Raw genomic sequence first — 17,805 nt, forward strand, 5'->3', positions numbered from 1 at the left:
GCGTCGCCCCCGGCCGGCTCAGGACCGCACGAGCCGCGCGATCGCGTCCGACGCTTCCTTGATCTTCGCGTCGGCGTCGTCGCCGCCCATGCGAGCGGCGTCCACGACGCAGTGCTTGAGGTGGTCGTCGAGAAGCCCGACCGCCACCGCCTGCAGTGCGCTCGTGAGCGCGCTGATCTGGGTGAGGATGTCGATGCAGTACTTCTCGTCGTCGACCATCTTCGTGATCCCGCGGGCCTGACCCTCGATCCGGCGCATCCGGTTCAGGTACTTGGTCTTGTCGGTGATGTAGCCGTGGGTGTGTTCGTCGGCCGTCGCTTCGGGGGTCATCTCTGCTTCCTTCGTCGCATGATCGGGTCTCAGCGGCCGAGGACGGCGCGCGTGCTCGCTTCGGGGGTGATGTCGATGCGTCTGAGCAGCTGGGCGTTCAGCGCGACGACGACGGTCGACAGGGACATCAGGATAGCCCCGACCGACATGGGCAGGACGAATCCGATGGGCGCCAGCACGCCGGCGGCGAGCGGAACCGAGAGCAGGTTGTAACCGGCCGCCCACCACAGGTTCTGCTTCATCTTGCGGTACGCGGCGCGGGACAGCTCGATCACGGAGACCACCGACCGCGGGTCGGAGCTCGCGAGGATCACGCCGGCCGAGGCGATGGCGACATCCGTCCCCGCGCCGATCGCGATGCCCACGTCGGCCTGGGCGAGGGCGGGAGCGTCGTTGACGCCGTCACCGACCATCGCGACCTTCTTGCCCTCGGCCTGCAGCTCGGCGACCTTCCTCGACTTGTCTTCGGGGCGCACGCCGGCGAACACCCGGTCGATGCCGAGCTCGGCGGCGACCGACTCGGCGACGGCCTGGGCATCGCCGGTGATCATGACGACCTCGACGCCGAGCCGGTGCAGGGCATCCACGGCCTGCCGCGATTCCGGCCGCACCTCGTCGGCGAGCTTCAGCCCGCCCACGACCTGTCCGTCGACCACGACGTGCAGGATGATGGCGCCCTCGTCCCGCCACTCGTCGGCGGCCGGGATCTCGTGCCCGCCGACCTCGTCGAGGAGCTTCGGGCCGCCGACGCGGACCTCGCGGCCGTCGACCGTCGCCGTCACGCCGACCGCGGGCGACGAGGTGAACCCGGATGCCTTCGCGAGAGCGGTGCCCTTCTCCTGGGCGGCCCGCACGATGGCGCGGGCGAGAGGATGCTCGCTGTCGGCCTCGGCGGAGGCGGCGAGGAGCAGCAGCCGGTCGGCGTCGATGTCGCCGGTCGGCTCGACGGCCGTCACCGTGGGTGCTCCCTTGGTGAGCGTGCCGGTCTTGTCGAAGAGCACGGCATCGACCGTGCGCATGCTCTCCAGTGCGAGGCGGTCCTTGATCAGGACGCCTCCGCGAGCCGCGCGCTCGGTGGCGATCGACACGACCAGCGGGATCGCGAGGCCCAGTGCGTGCGGGCAGGCGATGACGAGGACGGTGATGCTGCGCACCACGGCGGCATCCGGGTTCCCGACCAGGGTCCAGACCACGGCGGTGAGGGCGGCGGAGAGCAGCGCGAACCAGAACAGCAGCGCGGCCGCGCGGTCGGCGATGCGCTGGGCGCGCGAGGAGGAGTTCTGCGCCTCGGCGACCAATCGCTGGATGCCGGCCAGAGCGGTGTCGTCGCCGGTGGCCGTGATCTCGACGCGCAGGCCCGAGTCGGTGGCGACGGTTCCCGCCGTGACGGTGTCTCCTGTGGTCCGGGTGACCGGTCGGGATTCGCCGGTGACCATGGACTCGTCCATGGCCGCGCCGCCGTCGATGATGCGGCCGTCGGCGGGGATGCTTCCGCCGGGACGGACGACCACGACATCGCCGACGACGAGATCGGCGGGCGAGACGGTGACGACGGTGTCGCCCTCGACGCGCTCGGCCTCATCCGGAAGCAGGGCGGCGAGCGAGTCGAGTGCCGATGTGGTCTGCGCGAGCGACCGCATCTCGATCCAGTGGCCGAGCAGCATGATGACCACGAGGAGTGCGAGCTCCCACCAGAACTCGAGCTCGTGATGGAGGAGCCCCAGCGTCGCGCCCCACGAGGCGAGGAACGCCACCGTGATGGCGAGGCCGATGAGGAGCATCATGCCCGGCTTGCGCGACTTGAGCTCGCTGACGGCGCCGGTGATGAAGGGCCAGCCGCCCCAGACGTACATGACCGTGCCCAGCACCGGCGCGATGAACCGCGCCCACCCGGGGACCTCGTAACCGAAGATCATCGCGAACATCGGCGAGAACGCCACCACGGGAACCGCGATGACCAGGTTGATCCAGAACAGGCGACGGAACTGACCGACATGGTCGCCGTGACCTGCGTGCCCGCCGTGACCCCCATGACCGCCGTGACCCCCATGACCGCCGTGCCCCTCGTGATCGCCAGGGCTCTCGTGGCTGCCGCGGTTCTCGTGCGCAGCCTCCGGGGCGTCCATCGAGTGCGCGGGTGAGTGGTGGTGCGCGTGCGGATCGGTCATGGGGTCATCCTCTCTCAGGCCATGTTGGCGGCGTACTTGGCGGGATCGGAGTCGAAGGCCGGGCCGCACCCGGCGCAGCAGAAGTAGTACCGCTCGCCCTCGTGATCGCGGAAGAGGCCCGCCGCCGCTGCGGCCTTCTTGCTGACCGGGTTGCCGACCATGACCGGGCAGGTCGTCAGGTCGTCACTCGCACCGCCGGCCAGCAGGTTCGCGCGTCCGTTTCCTGCGGCGGCAGGGTTCGGGGCACTGATGCTGCAACAGCTGGCGGGTGCCTCGGTGTCGTTCGTCATGCGGGTGATTCCTCTCTCATTCTTCGGTGGGGGTCGGTGGTGGCGGAAGGGGCGTCAGGGCTTGGCGATGCTCTTGAAGCCGCGCAGGCGCAGGCTGTTGCCGACGACGAAGACGCTCGAGAGCGCCATGGCCGCCCCGGCGAGCATCGGGTTCAGCATCCCGAGCGCCGCGACGGGGATCGCCGCGACGTTGTAGGCGAAGGCCCAGAACAGGTTGGTCTTGATGGTTCCGAGGGTCTTGCGCGACAGTCGGATCGCATCGACGGCGCTGCGCAGGTCGCCCCGCACCAGGGTGATGTCGGATGCTTCGATCGCGACGTCCGCGCCGGTGCCCATGGCGAGACCGAGGTCGGCCTGAGCGAGGGCAGGGGCGTCGTTGACGCCGTCGCCGATCATCGCGACGGTCTTGCCCTCGCGCTGCAGTCGGGTGACGACGTCGACCTTGTCCTTCGGGAGGACCTCGGCGATGACCTCTTCGATGCCCACCTCGGCGGCGATCTGGCGGGCGACCGCCTCGTTGTCGCCGGTGAGCAGGATGGGGGTCAACCCGATCGCCTTGAACTGGGCGATCGCCTCGGCGCTGCTGGGCTTGACGGTGTCGGCCACCACGAGGATGCCTCGTGCCTGCCCGTCCCAGCCGACCGCGACGACGGTCTTGCCCTCGCCCTCGGCGCGCGCCTTCGTCGAGGCGAGCTCGCGGCTGAGCTTCTGCGACCACTCGGCGAGGAGCGAGTCACGGCCCACCAGCACGGCATGACCGTCGACGACGCCCTGCACGCCCTTGCCCTCGATGTTCGCGAAGTCCTCGGGTGTCGGCAGCGCGCCGACCTCCTGCGTCGCGCCCTTGGCGATGGCCTGCGCGATGGGGTGCTCGGAGGCATCCTCCAGTGCACCGGCGAGCCGGAGCAGCTCCGCGCGATCGGTGCCGTCCTCGACGAACACGTCGACGAGGGTCATCCTGCCGGTCGTGACCGTTCCGGTCTTGTCCAGCACGACGGTGTCGATCTTGCGCGTGGATTCCAGAACCTCCGGGCCCTTGATGAGCACGCCCATCTGCGCGCCGCGTCCGGTGCCGACCAGCAGCGCGGTGGGGGTGGCGAGACCGAGCGCGCACGGGCAGGCGATCACGAGCACGGCGACGGCCGCCGTGAACGCCGCGGTCACCGGGAATCCGGCGCCGAGCCAGCCGCCGAGCGCCACGACCGCGATCACGATGACGATGGGGACGAACACGCCGGAGATGCGGTCGGCGAGCCGCTGCACCTCGGCCTTGCCGGTCTGCGCGTCTTCGACGAGCTGCGCCATCTGCGCCAGCTGCGTGTCCGACCCGATGCGGGTCGCCCGCACCACGAGTCGACCGCCGACGTTCGTCGTGGCGCCGGTGACGGAGTCGCCCTCGGCCACTTCGACGGGCACGGCCTCGCCCGTGAGCATGGATGCATCCACGGCCGACGTCCCGGAGACGACGATGCCGTCGGTGGCGATCTTCTCGCCCGGTCGCACGATGAACTCGTCGCCGACCTGCAGGTCTTCGACGGGGATCTTCGTCTCGACGCCGCCGCGCAGAACGGCGACCTCCTTCGCTCCGAGTTCGAGGAGAGCGCGCAGGGCGGCACCCGCCTGCTTCTTGGAGCGCTTCTCGAAGTAGCGCCCGGCGAGGATGAACATCGTCACCCCGGCACCCACCTCGAGGTAGATGTTGGCCGCGCCGTCGGAGGGGGCCAGCGCGAACTCGAAGGGGTGCGTCATGCCCGGCGTGCCCGCGGTTCCGAAGAACAGCGCATACAGCGACCACAGGAACGCGGCCGAGGTGCCCATCGAGATGAGGGTGTCCATCGTTGCGGCGCCGTGGCGGAGGTTCGTCCACGCGGCCTTGTGGAACGGCCAGGCCGCCCAGATGATCACGGGCGCGGCCAGGGCGAGCGAAGCCCACTGCCAGTACATGAACTGCAGCGCGGGGATCATCGCCATCGCGATCACGGGCACCGTCAGCACGACGGCCCCGATCAGCCGGTTGCGCAGCGAGCGCAGCTCCGGATCCTCGCCCTCGGCGTCACCGGTCGACCCGGTGTCTGCGCGCTTGCCCTTCGGGGCGGGCAGCGCGGCCGAGTAACCGGTCTTCTCCACCTCGGCGATCAGCAGTGCCGGATCGTAGCCGTCGGGAACGGTGACCTTCGCCTTCTCGGTCGCGTAGTTCACGGTCGCGACGACGCCCTCGAGCTTGTTGAGCTTCTTCTCGATCCGCATCGCGCAGGAGGCGCAGGTCATCCCGCCGATCTCCAACTCGACGCCGGACCCCGCACTCGAGGGTGCTGATGTGCTCATGTCCTTCTCTTTCTGCTCTGACTGTTGCTCGGGGCCGCGGCGGATGGCCGGCGGCCGGGCGCCGTGCGCGGCTCAGTGGCCGTCGTCGTGCGAATCGTCCTCGGATGCCGGTGCGTCCCCTGCCGGGGCGGCATCGAGCACGAACTCGGCGGTGTGCACCGTGCCGTCGACCTGGAAGTCCAGGTACAGCAGGTAGCGACCCGCTGTCGGGGCCTCGGCGGCGAAGGCGATCTCCGGACCGGAGGTCTCGCCCGCCTTCGGCTCGTCACCCGCGGCGTGCACGTGCAAATAGGCGAGGTCGCCCTCGCGCAGCGCGACGAGGTGGCCGAATGCGCCGAGATACGGTTCGAGGCCGGTCACGGGAGTGCCGTCCTTCGTGAGGGTGAAGGTCAGGTCGCTCGCCGATCCGGCTTCGAGTGCCCCGTCGAGCGACACGGTGAATCCGTCGACCTCGGCGACCTGCGTCGGCGCGGGGGTCACGGGCGTGAACTCGCCGGCGACCTGCACGGTCTGCGTGAGGGTGAGCGACGGTGCGTCAGCGCCGGCCGGCGTGAAGTCGGCGAAGACGCGGTAGGTGCCGGCGGCGTCCCACTCCCACGGCAGCGACCAGGTGCCCGTGGCCTCGTCCAGTGTGGGGTGCACGTGCCGGAACTGACTTCCGTCGGAGCGCACCACGATCAGGTGCAGGTCCTTGTCGTGCGCGGTCGTGTACTCCGTGACCGGGGTGCCGTGCGCATCACGGATCTGGAAGCTCAGCTCGCCGGGCTCGTCCGCCCCCGCCGGTGCCGCGACCGGAGACAGTGCGTATCCTTCGAGGCTCAGCGAGAGCCCCTTGAGGGCGTCCGCTGTCGCGCTCGCCGCATCCTCGGTGGTCGCGGCCGCGCCGTGTGCTCCGTGCTCTTCCATCTCCGTACCTTTCGTCCACTCACTGACAACGGTCGGGGGGATGACGACCTGGGCGAGGCCGAATGCCGCGCCGAACGCCACCACCACCCCCGCCCCGTAGATGGCGAGCCGCGCCCCGGCGTTCATGCCTTCCGCACCGCCGAGTACCCGGCCTCTGTGACGGCGGCCAGGATCTGCGCGTCGTCGAGGGAGTCGGAGCCGGTGACGAGGAGTACGCCCGTCTGTGCGCTCACCTGGATGTCTTCGACACCCGGGACCTCGGCGACCTCTTCGCGGATCGACATCTCGCAGTGTCCGCAGGTCATTCCGGTCACCTGGAATTCGTTCGTGGTCATCGCGTATCCTCTTTCTCGTTCGGTACCCGTACCGGGTATCAGTGACAACGGTATACCCATGAGGGGTATTCCTCAACCGGCCGGATCCGTTGCGCGGACCCGGCCGGGTCGGCGGTCGGGGGGTGTTTCAGGACGCGGGCGTCGTGCTCCGCGTCCGGCGACGCGCGTCGGCCACGTCATCCGAGGGGATCACGAGCGTGGGGCGGGTGGCGTGGTGCAGCACGTTCGCCGAGGTGCTCCCCAGCAGCGTCGCCTTGATTCCGCGCAGCCCTCGGGAGCCGAGCACGATCAGGTCGACGTCGAGCTCCTCGGCGGCATCCACGATCGCTTCGGAGGCGGTGGCCATCGTCGACGAGATGAGCGGCTCCGCCTGCAGGCCGAGGTCGCGCGCCAGCTGCGCACCGTCGGTGGCGATCTTCTCCGACACGTCGAGCGCCGCGGCGTCGAGGCCCTGCAGACTCTCGAGGGCCGGATGGCCCTCGAGATGCGCGGCGAAACCCTCGAGCGGTTGGCGGGCGTAGAACAGCACCGGTGTCGCGCCGGGGAAGAGGCCGGCGACGGTGTGCATCGCGCTCTGCGCGTTGGGTGAGCCGTCGTAGGCGATGAGTATTTTCAGGGAGGACATGGTTCTTTCCTTACTGGTCAGGGGTCACTGGTCGTCGTCGGAGAGCCGGGGATCAGGCCGATACCGACTCCTCGGAGACGAAGGCCGCTGCCCGCGGCTTCCTCATGGCGATCGCCGTGATGATCGCTCCCAGCAGGGCGAGGATCGCCGCGCCGATGAAGGCGGCGGAGTATCCCTGGGTGAGCTCGACCGTGGTCGAGTCGTGGCCGGCGATGCCGTAAACGATCGCCGTGAGCACGGCGAGGCCGAGCGCGGATCCGATCTGGTAGCTGGTGCTGACCAGCCCGGAGGCCACGCCGGTCTCCGCCGGAGGTGCCGCGTTGATGGCGGTGCCGAGCGACGGGACGAAAGCCAGCGACATGCCGAGAGCGGCGAGCAGCGAGGCGGGCAGGACATCGACGGCGTAGGTGCCGTCCGGTCGGATGAAGGCGAGCCACGCCAGCCCACCGGCCAGTAGGAGGAGTCCGCTGACGATCAGCGCCTTGGCGCCGAACCGCTCCTGAAGTCGGGGTGCCAGCGCGATCATGACGAGCACGACCAGTCCGGTCATCGGCAGCAGTGCGGCACCGGCGGCGAATGCGCTCGCGCCGAGGACCTGCTGCAGGTACAGGTTGAGGAAGAACCACATCGACACCCAGGCGGCGCCGAGCATCAGCTGGGCGACGTTCGCCGCTCCGAGAAGCGGGGCGCGCAGCAGTCCGAGGCGCAGCAGCGGGTTGCGGCTGCGGGCCTGGATGAGGAAGAAGATCAGCAGCAGGACGATTCCGGCCGCCAGCATCCCGAGGGTCGACCAGGTGAGCCAGCCGATCTCCGGTGCGTTGACGACGGCGTAGACCACGGCCGCGAGTCCGAGGGTCACCGTGACCGCTCCGCCGATGTCGATCGAACCCGATGCCTTGCGGACGGTGCGGGGGAGGGCGGTGCCGGTGAAGGCGAGCACGAGGAGCGCGATCGGGACCGTGACGTAGAACACCCAGGGCCAGCTCACGTACTCGGTCAGGACACCGCCGAGGAAGACGCCGGCCGTGCCGCCGATGGGTGCGGCCGCGCCGTAGACGGCGAATGCCTTGGGGAGGTCGGAGGTGCCGCCGAACAGCATCATGAGCAGCGTCAGGGCCGCGGGAGCGATCATCGCGGATCCGGCACCCTGGATGGCGCGTCCGGCGATCTCGACGCCGACGTTGCCGGCGGCTCCGGCCATGATCGAGCCGACGATGAGGACGATCCAGCCGAGCACGAAGATCTTGCGGGCGCCGAATGCGTCGGAGAGGCGTCCGCCCAGCAGGAGCAGGCCGCCGAAGGCGACGACGTAGGCGTTGAACACCCAGGACAGCGACTCGGGGGTGAAGCCGAGAGCCCTCTGGATGTCGGGCAGGGCGACGCCGATGATCGACGTGTCCATGATCACGACGAATTGCGCGGTGGCGATCAGCGCGAGGCCGAGCCACCGCTTCGCGGGTGACAGGGGTCTGGATGTGGGCATGGTCGTTCCTCCTGGAAGCTCGCCGGGATGTCCGGGTCGCGGTGTAGCCTATACCCATAGGGGGTAGGGGTGCTCGACACCGCGAAGACGCCCGACCGAACGTGCAGGAGGCACACGATGATCGACACCACCTCGGCCGACCGGCGCGGCACGCGCGCTGTCGCGTTCGACCCGATGCGTCGCGCCATCGCGCGAACCGTCACCGAGAGCGCGGCGATACCCAGCTTCACCGTGACCGCCACGGCGGATGTCGATGCGCTGTTGAGCCTGCGAGAAGAGTTCAACCAGGAGCTGACCCCCACCGGGCAGAGGCTCTCCGTGAACGCCTTCCTCGTGCGCGCCGTAGCGCTGGCCCTCGCAGATCATCCCGAGATCAACGCCAGCTACTCGGACGAGGGCCGCGGACAGGTGCTCCTTCATGACCGCATCAATATCGGTGTCGCCGTGGACGCGCCCTCGGGGCTGATGATCCCGGTGCTGCACGACGTCGACCACGACTCGGTCACCGAGATCTCCCGCCGGACCCGTGACCTCGCTGCGCGGGCGAAGGAGCGCAAGCTCCAGCTCTCCGACCTGAGCGATGGCACCTTCACCATCAGCAACCTCGGGATGTTCGGCGTCGGGCACTTCACCGCGCTGATCATCCCGCCGCAGGGGGCAGTGCTCGCGGTCGGCGCGGTGACCGAGCACGTCGCGCTCGTCGACGGCGCCGCTGTCGCTCGCCGACTGCTCACGTACACCCTCACCGCGGATCATCGGATCATCGACGGTGCCCTCGCAGCGAAGTTCCTCGCCACCCTCACCGGCATCCTCGAGCGGCCTGACCGACTTCGTCGACCCTGACTCGGGCGAGCTCCCCGGGTCAGCCGGGAGCCAGCGTGGCGAGCTCGCCGAGCAGGGGCGGATCCGCGCCCGGCCGGGAGACGGTGACCGCTGCGGCCCGCGCGCTGAAGCGGAGGAGCTCGGCCAGGGAGCTGCCGTCGATGTGGCGCAGCTTTTCTGCTCCGCGAGGTCACTCGCTGGGCGGCTCGGTCTGACGATTCTGGCGCGGAATCCATACTTTCCGGATGATGATCAGAATCGACGCCGTCAGCGGGATGGCGACGAGTGCCCCGAGCAGTCCCAGGAGTGTGGCGCCGATCATCGCCCCGATGATCACCAGCACTCCGGGCACCGCCGCTGCCTTGCCCATGATGCGTGGCGTGACGACGTACGCCTCCACCTGGATGTAGACGAGGTAGCACACCACGAAGACCAACGCTGCCGTCGGGCTGACGAGCAGCGTCGCGACGCCGCCGATGACCAGGAACACGAGGGATCCGATCATCGGGACCAGGGTGACGAAGAAAGCGACGATGGCCATGACCGCGGGCACGGAGGAGCCGACGGCGAGTTGGATCACGAACACCACGAGCGCGTTGATGGCCGACAGCGTGACGCCGCCCGCGACGACCGCCCCGACCGACTGCGTGATCTCGTCCAGGAGAGCGACGAAGCGGTCTCGCCGATACAGCGGGATGAGATTCGCGATCGCCCCTCGAATGCTCTGCAGGGAGGAGATGAAGTACAGGGTGAGCACGACGACCATGATGAAGCTCGAGATCGCGCCGATCACCCCGAATCCCGCTTTCAGGACTCCTCCGGAGATCGCGAGGAAGGAGGAGAGCGTGGTGAGCGACCGCAGGCCGTCGGCGATGAGGGCGGAGAGGTCGACGCCGAGATTCGCCTCGAGCGAGAGGTACCAGCCGCTCTGCTGCACGGCGGCGATGGTCTCAGGGGCGGCCTCGATCGCCGCGGAGACCTGACGGACCGTTGCCGGGACGAGGATGAGCAGGATCGCGGCGACGACTCCGAGGAAGACGACAGCGACGATGGTGACGCCCGCCCCGCGGCTCAACCCTCGACGTTCGAGGGCACGCACGGCGGGATCCAGACCGAGGGCCAGGAACATGCCGAGGAAGATGGAGATGAGAACCGTCGAGACACCGGCGACGGTGGCGGCCAGCGCGATGGCGAGGAGGACGCCCACCGCGACGGAGAAGCCGGAGAGCAGCGGCTTCGCGGGGAGCACGAGCTGAAGCCGCGGAGCTCGCCGTCCGCGCTCTCGGTCCGCGCTCAGCCCGGATTCTCTCTCGTCCATACGTGCACGCTACGCACGGACCACGGCGCTCACGTGTGCCCCCTCACCCGTTCCTGGTGACCGCAGGGACACAGTCCTATAATCGCTGACACGCGTCCGCGCGGGCCGAGCACGACCTCTCCCGCAGGGCCGACACAACTTCACCACGATCAGACGCATCGGGAAGGTTGGCGAGACTATGGGCAATGAGGCAGCAGGTCAGGACAGACCGCAGGGTGTGCGGCGTCGAGCCCTCCTGACGGGAGCAGCGTGGTCTGTCCCCGTGATCGCGATTGCCGCGGCGACGCCGCTCGCCGCGGCATCCACGGACGCGCGCGGCCGGTTCGTGATCGAGTCGATGCTCGGCGGCACGTGGGTGAATCCGCAGTACTACGGTGCGTCGATCCAGCTGCGCAACGACGACACTCAGGCGTCCACACTCCCTGTGGAGCCGATCACCAGCGGCATCGTCGTGGTGACCTTCGCCTCCGTCGATGTCGGTGCGGTGCAGCCCGCCATCATCGCCAATGCAGGCGGAAGCAGTCCCGTCGTCGGGGCACTCCCTGCGACCGATCCGACGTGGACATCGGTCGGCGCGAGTGACAACGGCGATGGCACCGTCTCCTACACGTTGGCCTTCGCCGGGTCGCTCGCCGGGCAAGGCGTGACGAATGTCAGCTTCGGTGTCCTCGGCTCGACCCCGCTGCATTCGGGCATCTCGGTTTCCGTCCAGGCCACGGGTTCGCCCACCGACGGATCGACAAGTTCCCGCACCGTGACCCTGTTCTGACGGAGACACCTCGTCGGGCGTTCACCCCGCCGGGGTGAGCAACTGCTTTCGCCTCCGCAGCGCTTGGCCGAAGATCAAGGCCATGCAGACGGAAGCCTCGGATGAACCGGTCCGCACGACCCGGGTTCTCGACATCATCACCGTCGTTCTGCTCTCGGTGACCGCGGTCCTGACAGCGTGGTGCGGATTCGAGGCCTCGAAGTGGGGCGGCGAGATGTCCATCGCCTTCAGCCAGGCATCGAGTGCGCGAGTCCAAGCAGCCTCGGCACAGTCGACGGCTCAGGCCGCACGTCAGTACGACCTCACGCTCTACACCGAATGGGTGCTCGCCGACGAAGAGGGGCGTGACGACCTGGTGCGGTTCATCGAAGAACGCTTCACCGAAGAGTTCGCGGTCGCGTTCGACGCGTGGACAGCCGAAGGACGCACCGCCCGCGGTCCCTTCGTGATGGACGAGTACGTGCCACCCGGCGCGGTCGAGTCCGAAGATCTGAGCGCGCGCGCCGATGCGAAGTTCGACGAGGCCCTCGCCAACAATCAGCGCGGCGACGACTACTCCTTGCTCACGGTCCTCTTCGCCCTGGTCCTGTTCTTCGCCGCGATCTCTCAGCATCAGGCGGTCCCGTGGAGGCGCTGGGTGTTCCTCGGCTTGAGTGGGGTCATCGTCATCGGAGGAATCGCGACATTGCTCACTTTCCCGATCAAGATCTGACGGAGATCTTCGGGTCACCCCATCGGGGTGATGTGACCTTCCGATGCTGCGCCCGCTGTGGCTAGCGTCGCCCGTGGTGGCGGGCTCACCGCCCCATCTCGAAACGGGGGTATCGGTGTGGCTGAGGACTTCAACGGCAAGATCGCGCTCGATGTGCGGGACTCCGAACCGGACTGGGAGCCGTACCTCTTGCCGGCCGCGCCGGAGAACGCTCCGAATGTGCTCGTTATCCTCTACGACGACACCGGGATGGCATCGTGGTCGCCCTACGGTGGCCGGATCAACATGCCCACGCTCGACCGGCTTGCCGCGAACGGCCTCACCTACACGCAGTGGCACACCACCGCGCTGTGCTCACCGACTCGTTCCGTGTTCCTCACGGGGCGCAACCACACGCGCAACAGCATCGCTTCACTGATGGAGTCGACGAACGGTTTCCCCGGCAACTCGGGGCGGATTCCGGATGACTGTGCACCGATGGCGCACATCCTGCAGGACAACGGCTATTCGACGTTCTGGCTGGGTAAGGACCACAACGTGCCGGAGCAGGACAACGCCGCCGGCGGCAGCCGCAGGCAGTGGCCGTTGCAGATGGGCTACGACAGGTTCTACGGTTTCCTCGGCGGAGAGACGAACCAGTGGTACCCCGACCTCGCCGAGGACAACCACTTCATCGAGCAGCCGTACACGCCGGAAGAGGGGTATCACCTCTCCAAGGACCTCGCGGATCAGGCGTTGCAGATGCTGCGCGGCCAGCAGGCGACCAATCCGTCCAAGCCCTGGTACATGTGGTTCTGCCCCGGGGCGAACCATGCGCCGCATCAGGCGCCGCAGGAGTACATCGACAAGTACAAGGGCGCTTTCGACGATGGATACGACGCCTATCGCGAGTGGGTGCTCGGCCGCATGATCGACCGCGGCATCATGCCCGCGGACACCGAGCTGACGCCGTTCAATCCGATGCCGGAAGCTCAGGCGAACGCTGCCGACCACGTCAAGCCCTGGGACACGCTCAGCGAAGATGAGAAGAAGCTGTTCCGCCGTATGGCAGAGGTCTTCGCCGGATTCAGCGAATACACCGACGCGCAGATCGGGCGGATCGTCGACTACCTCGAGGAGACCGGCCAGCTCGACAACACGATCATCTTCTATTGCGCCGACAACGGCGCATCCGGAGAGGGGTCGTCCGACGGTTCCGTGAACGAGAACAAGTTCTTCAACAACTACCCCGACGATCTCGCAGAGAACCTCACCCGTATCGACGACCTCGGCGGCCCCGAGGCCTACAACCACTACCCGACGGGCTGGGCGGCAGCATTCTCCACGCCGTTCCCGATGTTCAAGCGCTACAGCCAGTACTCCGGCGGCACCTGCGATCCGATGATCATCCACTGGCCTGCAGGCATCAAAGCCAGGGGCGAGATCCGCCACCAGTACCACCATGTCACCGACATCGTGCCCACGATCCTCGACGTGGCGGGCCTCGAGATGCCCGAGGAGTATCGGGGGGTCGAGCAGGAGCCGCTGCCCGGCGTCTCCATGCGGTATTCGTTCGACGCCGCCCCCGACGCGCCCACCCGGAAGAAGCGCCAGTACTACAACATGATCGGCACCAGAGGGCTGTGGCAAGACGGATGGAAGGTCGCTGCCACGCACGCCCCGATCACCGGACACGGCCACTTCGACGAGGATGAGTGGGAGCTCTACCACGTCGACGAAGACCGTTCGGAATCGAAGAACGTCGCCGCGGACCACCCCGAGAAGGTCAGAGAACTCGTCGACGCCTGGTTCGAAGAAGCCGAAGTCAATTACGGGCTCCCCATCGACGACCGCACCGCGATGGAGCAACTCACCATCGAGCGCCCCTCGTCCGAGCCCCCACGCCACCGCTACATCTACTACCCCGACAGCGGGTCGGTCCCCGAGGGCGTCGCCGTGAACGTGCGGGGCCGGTCATTCAAGATCATCGCGGACGTCGAGATCGAAGACGACGCCGAGGGCGTGATCTTCGCCCACGGATCGCGCTTCGGCGGACATGCACTGTTCATCCAGGACGGACGACTGCACTACGTCTACAACTTCCTCGGCATCCAGCCGGAACAGACGTTCGTCTCGGAGAAGCTCACCTCGGGGAAGCACTCCGTCGGCATGGAGTTCATCCGCGAGGGGGCAGGCGAGTACAAGGAGTCCGTCGGCACCACGACCCTCTACGTCGACGACCAGGCGGTCGCGACCGGACCGATGCGCGCCCAAGTCGGAAAGTTCACGTTGTGCGGTGACGGCCTGTGCATCGGATACGACAGCGCCGACTCGGTGAGCCGCTCCTACCGGTCACCCTTCACCTTCACAGGCGGAACGATCCGCGGCGTAGCCGTCGACGTGAGTGAGGAGCAGTACCTCGACCTCGAACTCGAAGCGCAGGCCGCCTTCGCGCGGGAGTAGGGCGCTCCCGCTCTGGACGTCACATGTGGAGGGACTGACGGGAATCGAACCCGCGCTATCTGCTTGGGAAGCAGAAGTTCTACCATTGAACTACAGTCCCGAACCCGCCCGAGAGCAGGTGAGGGCAAGCCTACCTGGCACACGGGCGTTGGCCAAAGTGCGACTCAGCGTCGCGCGTCGACCAGGCGCTGTCGCTGGCTCCCGAGTCCGTCGATGCCGATCTCGACCACGTCGCCGGCGCGCAGGTAGGGGAAGCGTCCGGAGAGCGCGACTCCCTGCGGGGTGCCGGTGTTGATGAGGTCGCCGGGCTCGAGCACGAGGTACTGCGACAGGTGGTGGACGATCTGCGCCACGGTGAAGATCATGTCGGCGGTGTTCGAGTCCTGACGGGCCTCGCCGTTCACCGTCGACCAGAGCCGCAGCGCCTGGGGGTCGACCTCATCGGCGGGGACGAGTACCGGGCCGAGCGGGTTGAAGGTCTCGGCGTTCTTGCCCTTCGACCACTGCCCACCGGACTGCTCCACCTGGAACGCGCGCTCGGAGACGTCGTGCGAGACGACGTATCCGGCCACGTGCGCGAGCGCCTCCTCCGGGCTCGCGAGGTAGCGGGCGGTGGTGCCGATCACGACGCCGAGCTCGACCTCCCAGTCCACCTTCTCGGCTCCCGGCGGGATGAGCACGTCGTCGAACGGGCCGACGATCGTGTTCGGGTGCTTGTGGAAGAGGATCGGCACCGTGGGCGGGGCGTCGCCGGATTCCGCGGCGTGCGCGGCGTAGTTCTGTCCGATGCACAGCACCGCCATCGGGCGCGCGATCGGCGCACCGACGCGCAGTGCCTCGGCGCCGTCGAGCAGGGGGAGCGTGCCGGCAGTGAGCGCCTCCCGCGTGCGGGTGATCCCGTCGCGGGCGAGGAACGCGCCGTCGATGTCGCCGGTGAGCGGCGTCAAGTCGTGGATGCGACCGTCGTGGCGCACGGCCGGTCGTTCGGCGCCGGCCGCGCCGAGTCGGAGGAATTCCATGTGTCGTGTCTCCAGGGTCAGTGCGTGTAGGGGCGGTGCTTGTCGATGGCGTCGGAGAGCTCGACGCCGAAGCCGGGAGTCTCGGGCACCTTGAGTCGGCCGTTCACGGGCACGGGCTCGCCCACGAGCATCGGCGAGAACATCGGCACGACCTCCTCGGCAGTCGGGTGCATCATGAGGAACTCCGCGAACGGGCTGTTCGTGCGCGTCACGACGAAGTGGTACGAGTACACCGACGATCCGTGCGGAACGACCATGGTTCCGTGCGCGTCCGCGAGCGCCGAGATCTTCAGCAGCTCGGTGATGCCGCCGCACCAGCCCACGTCGGGCTGGATCAGGTCGACGCCGGTCTCGAGCAGCTGCCGGAATCCCCACCGCGTCGCCTCGTGCTCGCCGGTGGTGACGAGCACGGTGGAGGGTGCGCGCTTGCGCAGTTCGGCATAACCCCAGTAGTCGTCGGGGATGAGCGCCTCCTCGATCCACTTCAGCCCGTGCTCGGCGGCCGCGTGGGCGAGGCGCGTCGCGTACTCGACGTCGAGCGACATCCAGCAGTCCAGCATGAGCCAGAAGTCGTCGCCGACCTTCTCGCGCATATCGGCCAGCTGTGCGATGTTCTTGCGAAGCCCCTCCTCGCCCTCGGCGGGGCCGTGGTGCAGGGGCATCTTGCCGCCGATGAAGCCGAGCTCCTTCGCGCGGTCGGGGCGCGCACCGGTCGCGTAGAACTGCAGCTCGTCGCGGACGGGGCCGCCCAGCAGCTCGAACACGGGCACCTGTCGCACGCGACCGAGCAGGTCGTAGAGCGCGAGGTCGACACCGCTGATGGCGTTGAGCACCACACCGCGCCGTCCGTAATAGAGCGTCGACTTGTACATCTGATCCCAGATGCGCTCGATGTCGGTGATCTTGCGGCCTTCAAGGAAGCGTGCCAGGTGCTTCTCTACGATGAACGCGCCGATCTCGCCGGCGGTCGTCACCGAGAAGCCGACCGTGCCGTCGCTCGCCTCGATCTCGACCACGAGGGTGCCGAGCACGTTGATGCCGAAGCTCTGCCGCGACTGCCGGTACTCGGGGTACACGCTCATGGGCGTCGCGATGTGATCGTCGATCCAGTGCTCGGCGCCCTGGTCGTGGTAGTCCGCTCCGCCGCCGCGCACGGTGTAGGCGCGGACCTCGCGGATGGTGGGGGTGCCGGTCATCGTGTCTCTTCCTCTCGGTCGAATCGGACAAGGACCTTGCCCGGGGTGCCGTCGCCCGCCGCGAGGGCGGAGAAGGCGGCGTCTGCATCGGCGACGTCGATCTCGCGGCTGATCAGCGCGCCGTAGACGTCGGGGTCGGCGCCGATGATCTCGGTGGCATCGGCGAAGTCGTCGGATCCGTAGGTGAAGCTGCCGATGAGCGATCGCTCCTCGGTGCTGACCAGGAACGCGTCGATGGTCACCTGCGGAGCCCCCATCCCGACCAGGCAGATCGGGGCTCCGAGCGTGGTGCTGGTGAACGCGTCCCGCAGCGTCGGGGTGATCCCCACCGCGTCGAGCGCCGCGTCGGCGAGCCCGCCGCCGGCACGGAGCTGGTCCGCGACCGGACCGTCCGCCGGATCGATCGTCTCGGCGCCGAGCCGCCGCACGAGCTCGCGGCGTGCGGCATCCATCTCGCTCACGATGATCGTCGCGGCGCCCGCGTCGCGCAGGGCGATCACGATGGACTGGCCGATCGGACCGCCGCCGATCACGAGCACGCGTCCGAGGCTCCCGGCGGGGAGTCGGCGTACGGCGTGCACCGCCACGGCGAGCGGCTCGATCAGCGCACCCAGTTCGATCGGCAGGCCGTCGAGCAACGCGACGACATTGCGTGCCGGGACGACGACGTAGTCCGCGAACGCGGCGGGGATCTCCTTCGCCACCCCGATCACATGCTTGCCGGGGTGGTGCTGCTCCCGTCCCGCGAACGCTGCGGCATCCTCGGCGGGCACGACGACGGGGTTGAACGTCACGGCCGTGCCGACCGCGAGCTCGTCGACACCGGTGCCGAGCGCGGCGATCGTCCCGCTCGACTCGTGCCCCATCACCTGCCCGGGGAAGCGGCGTCCGTTCTCGCCGGTGTAGCCGTGCACGTCGGATCCGCAGATCCCGGTCGCGGCCACCCGGATGAGTGCCTCGCCGGGGCCGGGCTGCGGAATCGGGGATTCACGGACGTCGAGGCGTCCGATCTCGGTGAGGACGAGCTCGCGCATGGGCGTATGTCTCCTTGATCTGCCGGGCGCG

The 17,805-nt window shown here is 68.4% G+C and carries 16 protein-coding genes and 1 tRNA gene; 4 read left to right on the forward strand and 13 right to left on the reverse strand.

Annotated features, from left to right (window positions below; genetic code table 11):
• Positions 1-18: 18 nt before the first annotated feature.
• The 8 genes from GZ67_RS0117445 to GZ67_RS0117480 all read right to left on the reverse strand — a co-directional run bounded on the left by GZ67_RS0117445 (position 19) and on the right by GZ67_RS0117480 (position 8,462).
• On the reverse strand, positions 19-330 hold the full coding sequence (locus tag GZ67_RS0117445) for a metal-sensitive transcriptional regulator (RefSeq protein ID WP_029264439.1): 312 nt from the start codon (positions 328-330) through the stop codon (positions 19-21).
• Positions 331-359: 29 nt separating this feature from the next.
• A complete protein-coding gene (locus tag GZ67_RS0117450) occupies positions 360-2,498 on the reverse strand; it encodes a heavy metal translocating P-type ATPase (protein ID WP_029264440.1) in 2,139 nt (712 codons plus the stop codon).
• A 14-nt stretch (positions 2,499-2,512) separates the two neighbouring features.
• A complete protein-coding gene (locus tag GZ67_RS0117455) occupies positions 2,513-2,788 on the reverse strand; it encodes a YHS domain-containing protein (RefSeq protein ID WP_029264441.1) in 276 nt (91 codons plus the stop codon).
• A gap of 54 nt (positions 2,789-2,842) precedes the next feature.
• The gene (locus GZ67_RS0117460; protein ID WP_029264442.1) at positions 2,843-5,113 is read right to left on the reverse strand and encodes a heavy metal translocating P-type ATPase; all 2,271 of its coding nucleotides are present in this window, start codon (positions 5,111-5,113) and stop codon (positions 2,843-2,845) included.
• A 72-nt stretch (positions 5,114-5,185) separates the two neighbouring features.
• Positions 5,186-6,145: a hypothetical protein gene (locus GZ67_RS0117465; protein ID WP_029264443.1), complete on the reverse strand. Its 960-nt coding sequence runs from the start codon at positions 6,143-6,145 to the stop codon at positions 5,186-5,188.
• The gene (locus GZ67_RS0117470) at positions 6,142-6,354 is read right to left on the reverse strand and encodes a heavy-metal-associated domain-containing protein (RefSeq protein ID WP_029264444.1); all 213 of its coding nucleotides are present in this window, start codon (positions 6,352-6,354) and stop codon (positions 6,142-6,144) included. Before GZ67_RS0117470 ends, GZ67_RS0117465 begins: the two co-directional genes overlap by 4 nt.
• Before the next feature lie 127 nt (positions 6,355-6,481).
• Complete coding sequence (locus GZ67_RS0117475) at positions 6,482-6,979, reverse strand: universal stress protein (RefSeq protein WP_029264445.1); 498 nt, start codon at positions 6,977-6,979, stop codon at positions 6,482-6,484.
• Between the two features lie 52 nt (positions 6,980-7,031).
• On the reverse strand, positions 7,032-8,462 hold the full coding sequence (locus GZ67_RS0117480; RefSeq protein ID WP_029264446.1) for an MFS transporter: 1,431 nt from the start codon (positions 8,460-8,462) through the stop codon (positions 7,032-7,034).
• A gap of 117 nt (positions 8,463-8,579) precedes the next feature.
• Between GZ67_RS0117480 and GZ67_RS0117485 the strand changes: the two genes are divergently transcribed.
• Positions 8,580-9,305 carry a 2-oxo acid dehydrogenase subunit E2 gene (locus GZ67_RS0117485; protein ID WP_051662618.1) on the forward strand — a complete coding sequence of 242 codons (726 nt, stop codon included), beginning with the start codon at positions 8,580-8,582 and terminating at the stop codon, positions 9,303-9,305.
• A gap of 169 nt (positions 9,306-9,474) precedes the next feature.
• Here GZ67_RS0117485 and GZ67_RS0117490 read toward each other — a convergent pair whose 3' ends face one another.
• Positions 9,475-10,602: an AI-2E family transporter gene (locus GZ67_RS0117490; protein ID WP_051662619.1), complete on the reverse strand. Its 1,128-nt coding sequence runs from the start codon at positions 10,600-10,602 to the stop codon at positions 9,475-9,477.
• Positions 10,603-10,864: 262 nt separating this feature from the next.
• Between GZ67_RS0117490 and GZ67_RS0117495 the strand changes: the two genes are divergently transcribed.
• The 3 genes from GZ67_RS0117495 to GZ67_RS0117505 all read left to right on the forward strand — a co-directional run bounded on the left by GZ67_RS0117495 (position 10,865) and on the right by GZ67_RS0117505 (position 14,525).
• Positions 10,865-11,371, forward strand: a complete 507-nt coding sequence (locus GZ67_RS0117495) for a hypothetical protein (protein ID WP_029264449.1) — start codon at positions 10,865-10,867, stop codon at positions 11,369-11,371.
• An 82-nt stretch (positions 11,372-11,453) separates the two neighbouring features.
• The gene (locus GZ67_RS0117500) at positions 11,454-12,083 is read left to right on the forward strand and encodes a hypothetical protein (RefSeq protein WP_029264450.1); all 630 of its coding nucleotides are present in this window, start codon (positions 11,454-11,456) and stop codon (positions 12,081-12,083) included.
• A 117-nt stretch (positions 12,084-12,200) separates the two neighbouring features.
• The gene (locus tag GZ67_RS0117505; protein WP_029264451.1) at positions 12,201-14,525 is read left to right on the forward strand and encodes a sulfatase-like hydrolase/transferase; all 2,325 of its coding nucleotides are present in this window, start codon (positions 12,201-12,203) and stop codon (positions 14,523-14,525) included.
• Positions 14,526-14,551: 26 nt separating this feature from the next.
• On the opposite strand, the gene GZ67_RS0117510 is transcribed toward GZ67_RS0117505, so the two are convergent.
• From GZ67_RS0117510 to GZ67_RS0117525, 4 genes are all read right to left on the reverse strand, one after another.
• Positions 14,552-14,625: transfer RNA gene (locus tag GZ67_RS0117510), tRNA-Gly, on the reverse strand.
• Positions 14,626-14,689: 64 nt separating this feature from the next.
• Positions 14,690-15,544, reverse strand: coding sequence for a fumarylacetoacetate hydrolase family protein (locus GZ67_RS0117515; protein WP_029264452.1), 855 nt, complete (start codon positions 15,542-15,544; stop codon positions 14,690-14,692).
• A 17-nt stretch (positions 15,545-15,561) separates the two neighbouring features.
• A complete protein-coding gene (gene rhmD, locus GZ67_RS0117520) occupies positions 15,562-16,740 on the reverse strand; it encodes an L-rhamnonate dehydratase (RefSeq protein WP_029264453.1) in 1,179 nt (392 codons plus the stop codon).
• On the reverse strand, positions 16,737-17,774 hold the full coding sequence (locus tag GZ67_RS0117525) for a zinc-dependent alcohol dehydrogenase (protein ID WP_029264454.1): 1,038 nt from the start codon (positions 17,772-17,774) through the stop codon (positions 16,737-16,739). Before GZ67_RS0117525 ends, rhmD begins: the two co-directional genes overlap by 4 nt.
• Between the last annotated feature and the right edge of the window lie 31 nt (positions 17,775-17,805).

The sequence above is a fragment of the Microbacterium sp. Cr-K20 genome (assembly GCF_000708325.1).
Lineage (GTDB): Bacteria > Actinomycetota > Actinomycetes > Actinomycetales > Microbacteriaceae > Microbacterium.

Bases quoted from the DNA above. Each gene is read 5' to 3' on its own strand.
- GZ67_RS0117460 (WP_029264442.1), bottom strand. From the start codon at position 5,113: ATGAGCACATCAGCACCCTCGAGTGCGGGGTCCGGCGTCGAGTTGGAG.
- GZ67_RS0117515 (WP_029264452.1), bottom strand. From the start codon at position 15,544: ATGGAATTCCTCCGACTCGGCGCGGCCGGCGCCGAACGACCGGCCGTG.
- GZ67_RS0117445 (WP_029264439.1), bottom strand. From the start codon at position 330: ATGACCCCCGAAGCGACGGCCGACGAACACACCCACGGCTACATCACC.
- GZ67_RS0117455 (WP_029264441.1), bottom strand. From the start codon at position 2,788: ATGACGAACGACACCGAGGCACCCGCCAGCTGTTGCAGCATCAGTGCC.
- GZ67_RS0117500 (WP_029264450.1), top strand. From the start codon at position 11,454: ATGCAGACGGAAGCCTCGGATGAACCGGTCCGCACGACCCGGGTTCTC.
- GZ67_RS0117475 (WP_029264445.1), bottom strand. From the start codon at position 6,979: ATGTCCTCCCTGAAAATACTCATCGCCTACGACGGCTCACCCAACGCG.
- GZ67_RS0117490 (WP_051662619.1), bottom strand. From the start codon at position 10,602: ATGGACGAGAGAGAATCCGGGCTGAGCGCGGACCGAGAGCGCGGACGG.
- GZ67_RS0117480 (WP_029264446.1), bottom strand. From the start codon at position 8,462: ATGCCCACATCCAGACCCCTGTCACCCGCGAAGCGGTGGCTCGGCCTC.
- GZ67_RS0117450 (WP_029264440.1), bottom strand. From the start codon at position 2,498: ATGACCGATCCGCACGCGCACCACCACTCACCCGCGCACTCGATGGAC.
- rhmD (WP_029264453.1), bottom strand. From the start codon at position 16,740: ATGACCGGCACCCCCACCATCCGCGAGGTCCGCGCCTACACCGTGCGC.
- GZ67_RS0117470 (WP_029264444.1), bottom strand. From the start codon at position 6,354: ATGACCACGAACGAATTCCAGGTGACCGGAATGACCTGCGGACACTGC.
- GZ67_RS0117465 (WP_029264443.1), bottom strand. From the start codon at position 6,145: ATGAACGCCGGGGCGCGGCTCGCCATCTACGGGGCGGGGGTGGTGGTG.
- GZ67_RS0117525 (WP_029264454.1), bottom strand. From the start codon at position 17,774: ATGCGCGAGCTCGTCCTCACCGAGATCGGACGCCTCGACGTCCGTGAA.
- GZ67_RS0117485 (WP_051662618.1), top strand. From the start codon at position 8,580: ATGATCGACACCACCTCGGCCGACCGGCGCGGCACGCGCGCTGTCGCG.